The sequence below is a fragment of the Baaleninema sp. genome, from assembly GCF_049974805.1.
GTDB lineage: Bacteria > Cyanobacteriota > Cyanobacteriia > Cyanobacteriales > Geitlerinemataceae > Baaleninema.
Genome location: NZ_JBNGCO010000063.1, coordinates 1 through 15175, shown reverse-complemented (window position 1 = coordinate 15175; position 15175 = coordinate 1). Strand labels below are relative to the sequence as shown.

The following is a 15175-nucleotide window of genomic DNA, read 5'->3' as shown; positions in this document are numbered from 1 at the left end:
GGTAACACCCTCAAAGATTCGCCGATTTCACTGCCGATCGACTTAAAGAAACTGTTGTAATCGGGGAATTAAGCGATCGGCGGGAAGTGCCCCTTCAATACGATCGACCGGTTCCCCGTTTTTAAACAATACCAAAGTCGGCAACGCCGAAATCTGATACTGTCCGGCGATGGCGGGATATTTATCGGTGTCGATTTTCACCACCCGCAGTTTTGTTTTCAGCGTTTGGTTCACCTGTTCCAGAATCGGCACCATCATCTGACAGGGGCCGCACCAGGTGGCGTAAAAATCCACCAATACCGGAACCTCCGATTCGTCGAGGAGTTCCTGAAAACTGTTGAATTGCTTTTTGACTGCCATAGGAGTTGTTGTCGTCGTTACAGACCGGACAAAGCCAGCACGTTATTTATATATAACAATATTCCCATCGGTTAACCCTGTCGCGATCGCCGAACCTCGTTGTCGGAAAGGTTATTGAGAATAAACTCCGTCGCCGCCTCGCGATCGAGGGGAGGAGCGAAATAGTATCCTTGTCCGGCGTGACAGTGATGGCGGGAGAGAAACGCCACTTCTTCGAGGGATTCGATCCCTTCGGCGATGGTTTCGAGGTGGAGGTTCGCGGCCAGATCGATAATGGATTTGACAATGACGGGATTTTCGACGCCGTGGTTGGTTTTCGAGGGACTCGAAATAAAGGATCGATCTATTTTTAAAACGTGAATGGGAAATCGATGTAAATAACTCAAGGACGAATAGCCCGTACCGAAATCGTCGAGGCAAATCCGAACCTTGCGACTCCGTAAAAGTTTTAAAATTTGCGCGGCTAAATCGTAATTTTCAATCAGTATACTTTCTGTTATTTCTATTTTTAAAAATTGGGAATTTAGTCTCGTCTCTCGAAGAATATTTTCAATTTCTTGAACGATATCTAATTGTGTGAAATGCCGTCCCGACAAATTAATACTAACCGAGAGATCGGGCAGTTCGGGAAAGCGATCGCGCCAACGGCGTAACTGCGAACAGGCTTCTCGTAGCACCCATTTATCGATTTCGACCACCAATCCCGTATCTTCTGCCACCGGGATAAAATCTCCCGGCGAAATCGTTCCCCGTTCGGGATGTTGCCAGCGCACCAAGGCTTCAAATCCCTGAATTTTGAGTGTTTTTAAACAGACGATCGGTTGAAATAAAACTTGAAAATCTTGGCGCTCGATCGCATGGCGCAAGGCACTTTCAATTTGCATTCGCTGTAACGCCGCTGTATACATCGAGGCATCGAAAATCGCGTATTTCTGGCTCGATTCTTTGGCGGAATACATGGCGATATCGGCATCTTGCAACATCCGTTCTGGACGCTCGTAATCTGCTGAACCGATGACGATGCCGATACTGGCGGTGATAAAAAACTCGTGGCCGTTTAAGAAAACCGGCTCTTCTAAGGTGCGATGAATGCGAGAAGCCACTTCGATCGAATCGTGGATGTCGACAATTTCATCGAGTAATACTACGAATTCGTCGCCCCCCAACCGCGCCGCTGTATCCACAGTGCGGATGCAAGACACCAAGCGATCGGCGATGATTTGCAACAGTCGATCGCCCATACTGTGACCGAGGCTGTCGTTGACCACCTTGAAGCGATCTAAATCCAAAAACAAGACGGCGAATCGGTCTTGACTCTCCACATCCTCAGAGACGGCTTGTCCTTTGGCGCGATCTAAACGATGTTGCAGGCGATCGACCAACAAAGTCCGGTTCGGTAATCCCGTCAAACCGTCATGTAAGGCGTCATGGCGGAGTTTTGCCTCCATTTTCTCCCGTTCCCTCAATTCCCGTTGAGCTTGCTTATAAAGTTCCCCTTGACCGATCGCAATCGCCAACTGATCGGCTACCTGTTTCAGCAACACTCCTTCGTCATCAGTCCACCGCCGAGGTCGATCGCACTGGTGAACGCACAGCAGTCCTTTTACCGTCCCTTCATGACGAATCGCCACGTCCAGCATCGCCTGAATCCCTAAATCGTCCACAATAGGAAACAGATCCGCCAGCAAAGGTTCGGTACTTACATCGTCCGTGGCGACAGCCGCCTCGCAAGACAGCACTAACTGAGCGTGAGGATTGTTCCGCAAGGGAATCTGTCGGTATCGTTCCCCTTGAATTCCCGGTGCTGTCGCCACCATCGTATAACTAAAAAATTCGTCTGTATCCGAACAGAGTGCTACTAAGCCGCGACTGGCTTGAAACGCCTCCAACACCTCCTGAGTCGCTCGTTGCAAAATCTTGTCGAGATCGAGACTGTTACGAATCGCCGCCAGGATTTCATTGAGGAGTCGTTCCCGTCTCGCTTGAACAGTGGTTCGTTCCAAAAGCTGGCTTTGTTGAATAGCAATAGCCACCTGATCCGCCAGTTGTCGGAGAAAGTCGATTTCCCAAGTTTCCCAATTACGAGACCCCTGACAGTGGTGGAGGATGAGAAATCCCCAAAGGCGGTTGTCGCCATTGATGGGAACCGTCAGATGCGATCGAACCTGAAACCGTCGTAAAAAAGCTCGCGTACCCTCCTCCAAAATCGCCGTTTCAATATCGTCGATTTGGCAGAGTTTTTGAGGACAGGATAAACAGAAATCTTCCGAGAGTTTCGGTGACTCATCTCGATGACAAAAAACCTGCCAACTAGCGCCCAATAAAGGCGGCCAGGATTCCAACACCGACTCAACGAGGATTTCTCCGGTTTCCTGACCGTTAGTACGACAGACCGCCACTCGATCGACCCCCAACATTTCCCGTACCTCCGTCACCGTAGCATTGAGAACCTGCTCGATCTCCAAACTTTGGCGAATGTGGCTGGTAATTTTGGCTAAGAGCCCTTCCCGTTCGGCTTGGCGGCGTACCAACTCCTCCGCCTGTTTGCGGGCGGTAATATCGAGAAGAACCCCTTGTAACAGCAGGGGATTGCCCGCGTCGTCGAGAACCACCGTCGCGCGATCGAGAATCCACAACACCCGTCCGTCTCGAGTCAACATTCGATATTCCTTTACCAGAGGATGTTGAGTTTCTTGAGTAGTGATGACATCCTGCAACACCACATCGCGATCGTCCGGATGCAGTCGTTCGTACCACAAATGGGGATTCTCAATCCATTCCTGGGCTGTATAGCCCAACATCCTCTCGATTTGATTGCTGATATACAGCGTCGTACTAGTCTCGTCCAACGCAGCAGTATAAACAGCCGCCGGTATCTGTTCCACCAGAGTTCGATATTGCGCTTCGCTGTGTCGCAGGCGATTTTCAGCCTGTTTGCGATCGGTAATGTCCCAATTAACCCCGATTGCCCGTTGGGGGTTGCTGTCTTCATCAACAAGAATAATCGCGTGGGCTTCAATAAATCGAGTTTGTCCGTCCGGCCGCAGAATGCGAAATTCATCGTCCCAGTCGCGCTTTTCCGAGATCGATCGTTGTAGGGTCTCTTCCACCTTCCTCAAATCTTCCGGATACACCCATTGAGCCCAACTCTCATAAGTTGCGCCGAAATCTTCCGGGGCGATGCCGTAAATTTCGTACATGGGAGCGTCCCAAAGCAGTTGCTGGCTGGATATATCTAAATCCCAAATGCCGATTTCTGCCGAAGTCGTCGCCAGGGTCAATCGCTGCGTAACCCGCTCGATTTCCGCCTCCGCTGCCTTGCGAGCGTTAATATCAGTAATCGTTCCGGCAATGTACTGTAAATTGCCCTCGTTGTCGTAAATCAGCGATGGTAAAGCACTGACCCATTGAATGCTGCCGTCTTTACGGATATATCGTTTTTCTAATGGCTGCGTGACCGTCTCGCCCCGGAAAACAGCTTCCATGTATTGTTGGTTTCGATCGAGATCCTCAGGATGAGTCACATCCATATAAGCGAGCTGTTGCAGTTCCGCCTCGCTGTACCCGAGAAGGTCGCAATACCGCCGATTGGCGCGGAGGAAACGCCCATCCAGCCCCGCCAAAACCATCCCCACCAAAGACTGCTCGAACAGGGCGCGGAAGCGTTTCTCGCTGGCTCTGAGATGGTCTTGAACCCGCTGGAGTTCAGTTAAATCGCGAACGCTGGCGACAATACCGGATACCTCGCCGTTGGCTTCGACATAAGGGGAATAAGTAACACTGAGAAATCTAGAATTTGTCGGCTCGAACTCGTACCAAAGCTCGTATTGAACAGTTTCCCCCGCCAAACAACGATCGAGTTTCGGTCGAATCGTCGTCTCCACAACCTCCGAATTTAAAAGGTCAAACACCGTGCAGCCGAGGAGTTCCTCAGCAGAAACCCCGAACCATTTTGTATAGCCGGAATTGACGATTTGATAGGTATAGTTTCGATCGAGCAACGCCATCCCGTCCGAAGAAGCAGAAACAACGCGCTCAAAACGACGCAGATTGTCCTCAGCCTGTTTTCGATCGCTAATATCCGTTAAAATGCCGTTCCAAAGAATACTGTCATCCTCTTGTAACAGCGGCATCGCTTCCCCCAGCATCCATTTCACCCGGCCGCTGGCGGTGCGAACGCGAAACTCGAGACTCCATTTCTCTAACCTCACCGCCGATCGCGCGATCGACTCCCGAAACCCTTCCACATCCTCATTAAAAACTAAATCCCACATCAAGCGAGGATTGTCCATCACCGCTTCCGGGTCAATCTCATAGAAATCGCGAACCGCATCGCTGATAAAAACAAAGCTTTCCTCTCCCGCTGCATCGAGGCGATATTGGTACACTACACCAGGGACAGCATTAGCGATTTGCCGCAATTGAGCCTCTCGGTTTCGTAGAGCTTGTTCGGCATATTTGAGGTCGCTCACATCTGAGATAATAGAATCCCAAACAATATCGCCGTTGCCTTGAAGTTCCGGTTGTCCGGCGCCCCGCAGCCACTTCTGACCACCGGACGGCGTAGTAATTCGCCATTCACAAAACCAGGGTTCCAGAGTTCTCGCTGAATCAGACACCGATTGCGACACCCTCTCGAAGTCTTCAGAATCGATCGTGTCCCACAGAACCCCTATATCTCGTTCGATCGACTCCGCTGTAACCTCCCAAATCCCCTCACAACTGGGACTGATATAGTTGACCTCATCAGAACCATCAGGATGCAAAACATAACGGTAAATAGCACCGGGAACATTAGCCGCCATATGGCAAAAACGGGTTTCACTTTTGAATAAAGCATCCTCAGTTTGTATTCGATCGAGATAGTTCCCGATTTTCGTAGCCGCCAACTGCAACAGCAGGATATCGGCTTCAGTCCACAGACGGGGTTCCAGAGCGTCGAAGCCGAGAAAGCCGTACCAGCCTTCACCAACAAATAGGGGCAAAATCAATATCGAAGCAATATCTTGAGCTTCCAGGATTTCTCGTTCTACTGAAGGAAAGGTTTCCACATTGCCACAGATAACTTGTCCCTGTCGAAGGAGATTCCGCCAGCGATCGAACCGATTTTGGTAGGGAGAGAATTGCAGAATTTCGTTGTGGAATTGCGGCGTGACCCCGACCGCCACAACTTCGTGAATCTGACGCACACACAACCCCCGTTCCGGGTCGTCGACGTTTTCAAATAAATACACACGACTAGCCTCAGCAGTAGCCAGCAAACGTTTCAACACTCGATCGATAGCATCAGCATCCCCTTGGAGGAGTTCCTTCGAACATAGTTCCAACACCCGTTCCTGACGGTAACGTTTTTGCAGAGCCGCCTCAGCCCGAACGCGCTCAGTAATATCTTCTCCAACACTGGTGACGCTGAGGATATTGCCCTCCCGATCGCGAAACAGCGTATTGTTCCAAGCCACAAGACGCCGTTCCCCCTCTCGCGTCACAATTTCGTTTTCGTAGTATCGTCGATTTCCAGACTCAACGAGCTGGCGAAAAACGCCCTCCCGCATCTCTTCTCGGATATCTAGAGGAACGAATCGATCGAACCAATTGGAATACAAAACCTCTTCCCGCGTCCATCCCGTCAATTGCAGGAGAAAATCGTTACAGAACAAAACCCTACCATCTCCATCGAGCATCACCGCCACCAGGGACATACATTCAAGAACAGTCCGCAGGCGCCGTTCCGACTCCAGCAAATCCAACTCAGCCTGTTTTCGTTCCGTAATATCCCGTCCCACCCCCACAATAGCCGTCACATTACCCGCCCTATCTACCACCGCCGTATCAGACCATCCCAGCCAGCGCCATCCATACTCAGTCATCGCTCGCTGTTCGATATAACAGCAGTGAGGCGGTTGCCACAACTGCCTCATACTCGCCTGAGTTTCAGCTCGATCGTCCTCATGAACCAAAGGCATGAACCGAGACCCCAGCAGTTCCTCAGAAGAAAGCCCAAACAGTTGGCAGTAAGAAGGACTAACAAAAAGAAAACGTCCTTCCGTATCGACCTTAACCACCAAATCCGTTTGATTTTCCACCAACAGCCGATAACTAGCCTCATTTTCTCGCAAAGCCGCCTCACTGCGTTTGCGTTCAGTAACATCAAGAAGAACCCCATCAAGGTAAAACAGTCGATCGACCTCATCCTCAAAACCCTGTCCTTGCTCGTAAATCCAGCGTTCCTCACCATTGGCATCAATAATCCGGTATTCCAACCGGAACGGCTCCCCATTAGCCACAGCATCTTCAATAGAGCAGCGGACGAACGCCTTATCATCGGGGTGAATAATACTGAAGAAGGATCTCACACAATTATTGAGGAATTCAGCAGCAGCATATCCGGTCACCTCTCGAATACCGTCGCTGAGATAGACCATCGTCCAGTATTCATCCCAATAGCAACGATAGACAACGCCGGGAATATTCTGCACGAGAGTGCGATACCGCTGTTCGCTGGCCTGCAACACAGCCTCAGCCTGTTGGCGATAGCTGACATCCTGCTTAACAGCAATAAATCGCAGAATCTCACCGCTTTCAGCATCAGTAACCGGCGTAATCGTCATTTCCTCAAAATAGAAACTGCCGTCTTTGCGGCAGTTGACGAGTTGGCCGTGCCAAACTCCCCCCGAGAGAATCCTCTCCCACATTTGCTCGTAAAAACTTCGATCGTGGCAGTTGCTTTTGACCAAATCTCGGGGATTTCGATCGATCGCCTCCTCAAACGGATATCCCGTCAGTTGGCTGAAAGCAGGATTGACCCATTCGATGATGCCCTCGCCATCGGTGATGACAATCGCATTGGCGCAGGCTTCCAGGGCGCGGGTTTGGATCTCGAGTTGTCGTTGAGTGTCGGCGAAGGAAGTGAAAATGAGGAGATGTCGTTGCGGTGCAATATTGGCCGTCAGTAGGTAATCGACGCCGGCGATGGCGCCCCCCTTCTGACGTAAATACCATCGACCCGATTGGGGATTGTCCGCTTGTCGTTCGATCGCCTGTTGCCACTGGTTCTCGAATTCGGACAGGCTCTCGACCCTCAGGAAATCGACGAGACGACGCTCTCGGATTTCTTCGGTCGATCGACCCAGCAGTTGACAGATGGGTTCGTTCAGCTTCAGGACTCTACTGCGATCATCCACGATGGCAACGCCTAGAACGTTCGATCCTGTGATTTGAAACGCCTCGTTCCCGCGATCGCTCTGGCGATCTCCTGTATTTTTAGGGTTAGAATTTGACATTTGCGAGACACTCGGAAACTGCTGGGGACAAGCAGAGGATTTATCGCCGAAGACTTCGGGGCTAGAGCCGTCGGTGGGAATATGAGATAGAAACGGCGTCAGGAGATGACGAGCAAAGGTAACTTTCGTTAAGAAAGTGAGATAACAACGGGATTGCCCAGGAGGGAATCTTCCCTCGGGATTTTTTAACTTCTGTTATTTCTATAATATAACTTATTTTTGGGAAAGCGATCGTCTGAGGGTTGCAAACTTTTTAATATGGCGTTTTGTGTGAAGTGCTATCTCGCTGGGGGGATATTAAAGACAATCTATAGATTTAAGAAGCCCGACATCTTGCAGAGCGGGTTTTGGATATTCGATATGGACTAAAACCAGGTTTGGAATGTTCGAGATGGCAAAATATCTTATATTTATCCTGAGTCTATCCTATATGGTATGGATTCAAATGAAAATCGGTTGAATTCAGGAAAAGTCTTGTGGAGAAAGTCTCGTTATGCTTTAATAGATTGGTTGACGAAAAGTTCGCGCCACAACATCTCAACCCCAAAAAAATATGTTTTGATTATGTTTTTATTATAATTTCCCCGAAAATCTCTTGCGGCGAAGTGATTGAATTGGGAAATGTCTTCGAGATTTATAATATTTTTTGAGGACTCTTGTTTTTTTGGGGTTTTAGCAATTAAAATCTAAACAAAAAATAAATATTTAAATTAGTTTACTTTCTAAACTCTAATCAATCATAGAATTTTTTACATCTAAAAAAACGATGTCTCACAAACCCAGCAATAAGGAGACGGTCTGTTGTCTGTATCAGTTATTTAGGGGTAAAATATTGTCCGAAACCTCGGATTGCTCGTTCTGCTTTCGGAAAATATGATTTTTTGAGAAACTCAAGCCAAATATTTTAATAAAACTTAAAAAACACAGAAAAACGTTGCAAGAAACCCATTGAATCGATCCCCGAAATGATGTTACCGATTCGATACGCGATCGCCTCCCTCCTCACCTGGAGTGTCGCCACAATTCCCCTCCAAGCCCAACAGCCCCCGATTTGCGAAGATCGCCTTCCCGAGGCGATCGCAACCGTTCGTCACCGCCAAACCCCTCGCGCCACCTGGGGCATCCTCATCGAACCTCTGACCCCTCGAAATCCACCCCTTTACCGCCACAACCCCCAACAGTACCTACTTCCCGCTTCTAACGCCAAACTCCTCACCACCGCCGCTGCATTGCAACGGTTGGGTCCCGACTATCGCGTTCGCACCTCCGTCTATCTCACCGATACCACCTCCGACCCTCCCCAGACCAAGGACTCTTCAACAGCCGGACGGGAACTGCACCTGGTGGGACGGGGCGATCCCAGTTTGACGACCGATTCCTTACGGGAACTGGCGCAACAGGTAGCCCAGGCGGGCGTTACATCCGTCGATCGCCTGATTCTTCACGATAGCGTTTTCGGTGGAGACGCCATCAACCCCAACTGGGACTGGGAAGACGTTCAAGCCGGATACGGCGCCCCCGTCAACAGTACGATTCTCGATCGAAACGAAATTCCCTTTATCCTGCATCCCCAACAAGCGGGACAACCCCTGCGCGTGGAATGGGAACGATCGATCGATCGCCGAAGGTGGAGACTGGAGAATCGATCGCGAACCGTCCCCCCAGACCAACCCGAATGGCTCTCCATCGGACGGGATTTAACCAGTCCCACCATTCGCATCGCCGGACAACTCATCGAAGGATCGCCCGCCGAACCCGTTTCCGTGGCCGTCGTCGATCCCGCCACCGCCTTTTTGCAGCAATTCCGAAACGTCTTAACCGCCGAAGGAATCGCCGTCGCCGAGAGTCGCGTCGTAGAAACCCCAATGCAGATAAGGGGTCGAGAAATCGCCGCCGTAGACTCTCCCACCGTGGCGGAACTGGTCGATCGCGTGAACGGCGTCAGCGATAATCTCTATGCAGAAGTCCTGTTGCGTTGGCTGGGAACCACCCTTCCCGACGACGGAACCTCGGCCGCACAACGGGGAATTCGAGTCGTGGAAGACAGCCTGATCTCGTTAGGGATCGATCGCCACAGTTTCGTTCTCAACGACGGTTCGGGACTCTCCCGCTTAAACTGGGTCAGTCCCCAAGCCTTAGTGCAGACGTTGCAGGCCATGGCGCGATCGCCCTACGCTGAAATATATCGCAACTCTCTTCCCACCTCGTCCCTGGCCGAAAATACCGCTGTCATCTCCGCCAAAACCGGAACTCTCACCGGAGTTTCCGCCTTATCGGGATATTTAAACCATTCCCGTTACGGAACCTTAGTCTTTAGTATTATCGTCAATAACGCCGATGACACGACCGCCGAACAGCGATCGCGCATCAACGACATTCTGTTACTCTTAACCCGCTTGCATCCCTGTGCCGAATCGCACGAATCCAGCTCGATCGAACCCTCGATCGACCCCTAAAACTCAACCAACCCACAATACCAATTCCCCTTCGAGTTTGAAAATGAACGAACTCCAACATCTCGCCGCTTGGGTCAAAGAACAATATCCCGAAGGTTATTTACTAACCTGGCTGTTAAACCAACCGGGGTTGTGGTGGTGTGACGGCGAACTCTATCAAGCCGCCTTATCCCGAGATGGGGCGCGTCTGAAGCGTTTCGTCCAAAACAACGAACAACAGGAAATGTTGCAGGGAATGACCAACCGCCTGTCTGCTGACAGTTGGAACGCGATGGCGGCGAGTTTAGCTTCGATTTTTGCGGTGTACCAACGGGAGTTAACTCAATTACAAGAACGTCGCTTACATCAGATGGCAAACTCGAAAATGGGTCAACTGAATTCTGATGTCAATTCTGATGTCAATTCTGATGTCAATTCTGATTGGTCGTCGGATATTTCAGTGCAAAAACCCCTTCCCGATCCCACCGCAGACCCCATTACTGGCGTCGATTGATGCCTGTTGAGTCAGATACCCTATTATCATATTTTGTGTGTTTTGTCAATCTCCGATCTCGAAAAGATACGATCTCGAAAAGTTTTCTGCACCACTGAGACGGAATCCGAAGCTCAAACCGCCGTGTTGTCAAACTCTATTATCGAACTTTTTCCATGCACTGTTCTTCAAGTAATAAAAGAACAGATTTTTCTTGGAAATTTTGAGCGAGTTGGATCAGTCTCTGAGAAAACGCCGCGTATTTCGGATCGTCTCGTTGGAGGGCTTCGCATTGCTTGACGATACGCTTCAACGAACCTCGTCGCGCTGAATGTAACAGCGATTCGAGAACCTCTGGCGGCGGAACGATCCATTCTCCGGTAACCGCTCGCTCTTCTTCCTGAGTATCGCTAACCGCTTGACAAGTTGCGGTTGGCGAAGCCCTGTAAATCCATTTTAACTCGAGCTGTTCTTCTAAAATTTGAAGCAGGCGATCGAGCTGAACCGGACGGGGTAAAAAATCGTCGCTTCCCGCATTAGAGCTTTGATTTCGATCGCGCTCGAAAACGCTGGCGGAAGAAGCAAGAATTTTGACATCTCGAAGTTCGGGAACCTGACGGATGCGACGCATCATCTCAAACCCGTCGAGAACGGGCATCACTAAATCCGTTAAAATCAGGTCGGGACGTTCTCGCTTCGCCGTTTCGAGTCCCGCTTGTCCGTCGTCGGCTTGTAAGATTTCAAAACCGAGGGGTTCCAGCAAACTGACGATAATGGCGCGATTTTGCACTTTGTCGTCCACCAGTAAAATTTTACGTTTTCGCCCTTCGTAGCCGATCGCACAAGCGGGGGAACTCGCGCGATCGCTCCCTTCGCGATCGGACAGGGGAATATCTAACTCAAACCAAAAACAACTCCCCTGTCCCAACTGACTGCGAACTTGAATTTCGCCCCCCATCAAGTTGACGATTTTTTGAGCGATCGCCAATCCTAACCCCGTTCCTTCCGCAATGCGATGGGATTCCCCCACTTGCTCGAAGGGAAGAAAGATTTTTTGGAGTTGCTCCGAATTCATCCCGATTCCGGTATCTTCAATTTGGAAGTGAATCCGTTGCGTCAGCGTCTCCTGAACATCCCCCTTCGCGTTAGTCGAGGAACTTGGCGTCTCGGCGAGTTGCGACGAGTCGGCGGTTCTCACGGAAAACACGACGCCGCCGTGTTGCGTGTACTTCACGGCGTTTCCAAGTAAGTTAATTAACAACTGTCGCAACCGCTTTTCATCAACGCGCACGTTGACCGGTAAATCCTCAGAAGTCCGAAACGTAAAGGATAAATCTTTCTCAGTGGCGCGAATTTGGCAGATTTCAGCAATTCCCGTCAGCAACGAAGGAAAGTGAACGTCCTGCGGGTGCAGTTCCATTTTCCGCGCCTCGATTTTCGACAAATCCAGAATGTCGTTAATCAGCGTCAGCAGGTGAGAACCGCACTGATGGATGATTTCGACCCCCTGACGCTGCTGGTTGAGGTCGGGACTGCGCTGGAGAATTTGCGCGTAACCGAGAATTCCGTTGAGGGGGGTACGCAGTTCGTGGCTCATATTCGCCAGAAACTCGCTTTTGGCCCGAGAGGCGGCGTCGGCTCGGTTTTTTTCACTTTCGAGACAGTGAGTGTACTCGCCAATCCGTTGGATGAGTTGGTTGAAGGATCTCGCAAGCGATCCCACTTCGTCGGCGGTGGTGACGGGACAGCGTAAGTCGAAATTGGAGTCTCGGGTTACGTCGTGGGCCACGCGCTCGACGGCTTGTAGGGGTCGGGCGATGGCGCGACTGGTCACGAGGACGAGGGCGACAGACAGCGCCACAGACAGACCGATGCTTCCGAAGACGATCTGTCGCCGCAGGGTTTCGGCTTGGCGTTGTTCGTATTGGGCGGTTTGATACTGGCTTTCGACCACATCTTCAATCCACATGAGATGTTCGAGGAGTCGATCGAAAGACACTTGAATGTCTGTGGCGGGAGACTGAGACAGGGTTCGTACTACTTGCTGTTGGGCTTCGGGAACTTCTGAGGCTTGCAGGTTCGGCGGATCGAGCTGTTCCCATAACTCGGTAATCAGCAGCTTGTACTCGGCGGTGGTATTTCGGTACTTTTCAAGGATGGCGTTCAGTTTGTCAGCGTTGACGTCGGACTCGCTTTCGTATCGATCGATAAACTGCTCGAAATCTCGAACCACCTGGTTAACTCGGTTGGCGTCCGCTCTAAATTTCGCCGCTTCGTAATCGAACCAAATCGAATCCCCTAAAACGGCGGTGAGCCGTTGGGGATGCAGGCGCATCGCACTGACGGCGTTTTCCAGTTCCAGCACGAGATGCTGTTGTCGGTCTGCAATCTCTAAATGTTCCTGGGCTCGATTTTGATAGTAGTCTCCCACGAACACCCCAGCCAGCGAGCCGCAGATGGCGACGCCGAGAGACAGGGAATATCCCAGGCTGATTTTCTGAGCGATACTCAATCGATCGATCGCGCGTTTCACCGGAAATCCAACTGCGGGAGAGAACTGTTTTAGTTTAGTGGAAATACAGAGGAAGCTGACGAGAACTATCATACCTACCCGAAGAAATTTCAACTCAACCCAATCGCTACTTTAAAAATTGCCCCTGTCCGATGGCGCGATAGGCTTCTCGAATACTGTCGTAGTCTCCATCCGACACGGCGGTTAACTCAGAGCCTCGATACTTCACTGTCCCTGGCCTCGACGCTAAAGCCGTTGTCAGTTCCTCTTGATGGCGCAGTGCCTTTTCCCGTAAGGTTTCGATAAAGTCGGGATGGGTGTTGCTGTTGACCATCAAAACATCGCTGGGAAGCGGCGGACTTTTGACGATGACCCGAAAGGCGTCCTCGGACTGTTGCGATCGCTCCAAAAACTGTTCGTAATCCGTCAGGGAACCGAACCACCCATCCACTTCTCGATTTTGCAACGCCTCTAGACTCCCTTCGTCTCCCAGGAACTTCACTTGGTAGTCGGTTTTGGGATCGAGTTTGGCTTCAACCAACATCCACGTCGGTCCTAAATGTCCGCTCGTCGAGCCTAAGTCGGACATGGCTAAGGTTTTACCTTTGAGATCGGCGATGGACTTCACGGGGCTTTCGGCGGGAACTACCCCGATCGAATAATAGTTAGGACGAGTAATCGCGATAACGGGAATGGCGTTCGTCCGCGCCCGAATCACCACGTATTCCGTCGGTCCAGCCAGGGCGATCTCGATATCTCCCGACTGCAACCCCGCCGCCGCTGTGGTGGAGGTTTCGACGGGATAAAACGCCACGGGACGCCCTAAAACGTTTTCTAAGGCGGCGCGAAAGGGTTCATAGTCTTCTTCGAGGGGGTCGAGTCCTTTTACGTCCGTCACGCTGAAATGTAAAACGTCCGTATTATCCGCAATCCCCGAGGAAGTTTGGCTCGCCATCGTACAACCGCTTGCCAAGAGCAGGGCGTATCCGATAAAACTACGTCGTTTCATGGTTGGAATGGGGGCTAGGGAACGTTGCGATCGCGTGAGTCGAGACCCGTTGAGATACGATTGGTTTCGATTCGTTTTGGATTTATTACAAATTGTAACGGGTCGTCGGGGATTTATAAAATTCGGAGAATGTATGACGCTCTGACCCCCGAAACGGGAGACAACGGCTGATTTTCATCACATCCTCTTGCTCTTGAAAAAAAGCCGATTACACTGAAATTGACGGGGAAATTGACAGGGGAATATGTTTAACATCAGCCCCGCCAAGAGGTTAAGAAATAGTAAAAATCGGTTTAATGTAAGTTTTTGCGGTTGGCAATTTACTCTTAATTTACTATAGCTTTTCTGCGATCCGTGGGGATTTTAAGCAAAATACTAGGTTTGGATTGTTACTTTTATATAGCCATAGGAAATGATTCGTGGCCAAATCCCCGATCGATCCAGGGCTGTGCGAGATCCCCGGCATCTCCAAGATGCCGGGGATCTAGAGACAGATCTAGAGACAATCCGATCTTCGTTCGATCTTGAGTTTCACTTCTATGAATTGCCACAATTGACTTAGGATTGCTATAGGTTAAATTGCCGTAAAATTACTGAATATTAATCCCATAAATTGGCTGACTTCCGTTCGGTTTTCGGGTCAAAAATGCGTAAAATTACAGAGTTTTCCCCAAAAACAAGCAGGGTTCGCTCGGCATAACCCGCGAAAATTGGGACGAGGCCGATTCCTCCCATAACAAAACCGGGAAGTCGTTCTGTTTCGACTTCCCGGTGGAGGGATTTTCTAGAGCGTTGGATTTGAGTTTTTTCCGCAACAGATTTTGCTGTTTCTTAAGCTGTCGCGATCGCGCCGAACCGCCTTTTCCTTTGTAGTTGCGTCCCTGGCGCCGTGGGGACTCCCAGCGTTTGAGCCTTGCCATAACAGCCTCCCAATAGCGGTAAGTCTCGAGAGAGTCGCAATCCAAAACCCCTTTTCAGAATCGGTTTCGGATTGGTGGTTTGAATGGGCGGAGAGAGACTCGAACTCTCACGGCCGAAGCCGCCACATTTTGAGTGTGGTGCGTCTACCAATTTCGCCATCCGCCC

7 protein-coding genes and 1 tRNA gene are annotated in these 15175 nt (G+C 50.5%); 2 read left to right on the top strand and 6 right to left on the bottom strand.

Annotation, left to right across the window (positions count from 1 at the left end; all coding sequences use genetic code 11):
• Positions 1–42: 42 nt before the first annotated feature.
• The gene (trxA, locus tag ACP5D4_RS13130) at positions 43–360 is read right to left on the bottom strand and encodes a thioredoxin (protein WP_428012075.1); all 318 of its coding nucleotides are present in this window, start codon (positions 358–360) and stop codon (positions 43–45) included.
• Positions 361–431: 71 nt separating this feature from the next.
• The gene (locus ACP5D4_RS13125) at positions 432–7640 is read right to left on the bottom strand and encodes a PAS domain S-box protein (protein WP_428012074.1); all 7209 of its coding nucleotides are present in this window, start codon (positions 7638–7640) and stop codon (positions 432–434) included.
• 965 nt (positions 7641–8605) lie between these two features.
• On the opposite strand from ACP5D4_RS13125, the gene dacB reads away from it, so the two are divergent.
• Both dacB and ACP5D4_RS13115 read left to right on the top strand, forming a co-directional pair.
• On the top strand, positions 8606–10096 hold the full coding sequence (gene dacB, locus ACP5D4_RS13120) for a D-alanyl-D-alanine carboxypeptidase/D-alanyl-D-alanine endopeptidase (protein WP_428012073.1): 1491 nt from the start codon (positions 8606–8608) through the stop codon (positions 10094–10096).
• A 43-nt stretch (positions 10097–10139) separates the two neighbouring features.
• A complete protein-coding gene (locus ACP5D4_RS13115) occupies positions 10140–10589 on the top strand; it encodes a hypothetical protein (RefSeq protein ID WP_428012072.1) in 450 nt (149 codons plus the stop codon).
• Positions 10590–10728: 139 nt separating this feature from the next.
• On the opposite strand, the gene ACP5D4_RS13110 is transcribed toward ACP5D4_RS13115, so the two are convergent.
• From ACP5D4_RS13110 to ACP5D4_RS13095, 4 genes are all read right to left on the bottom strand, one after another.
• The gene (locus ACP5D4_RS13110) at positions 10729–13173 is read right to left on the bottom strand and encodes an ATP-binding protein (protein ID WP_428012071.1); all 2445 of its coding nucleotides are present in this window, start codon (positions 13171–13173) and stop codon (positions 10729–10731) included.
• Positions 13174–13207: 34 nt separating this feature from the next.
• A complete protein-coding gene (locus tag ACP5D4_RS13105) occupies positions 13208–14089 on the bottom strand; it encodes a phosphate/phosphite/phosphonate ABC transporter substrate-binding protein (RefSeq protein ID WP_428012070.1) in 882 nt (293 codons plus the stop codon).
• 656 nt (positions 14090–14745) lie between these two features.
• Positions 14746–15009 carry a hypothetical protein gene (locus ACP5D4_RS13100; protein WP_428012069.1) on the bottom strand — a complete coding sequence of 88 codons (264 nt, stop codon included), beginning with the start codon at positions 15007–15009 and terminating at the stop codon, positions 14746–14748.
• Positions 15010–15093: 84 nt separating this feature from the next.
• A tRNA-Leu gene (locus tag ACP5D4_RS13095) sits at positions 15094–15175 on the bottom strand.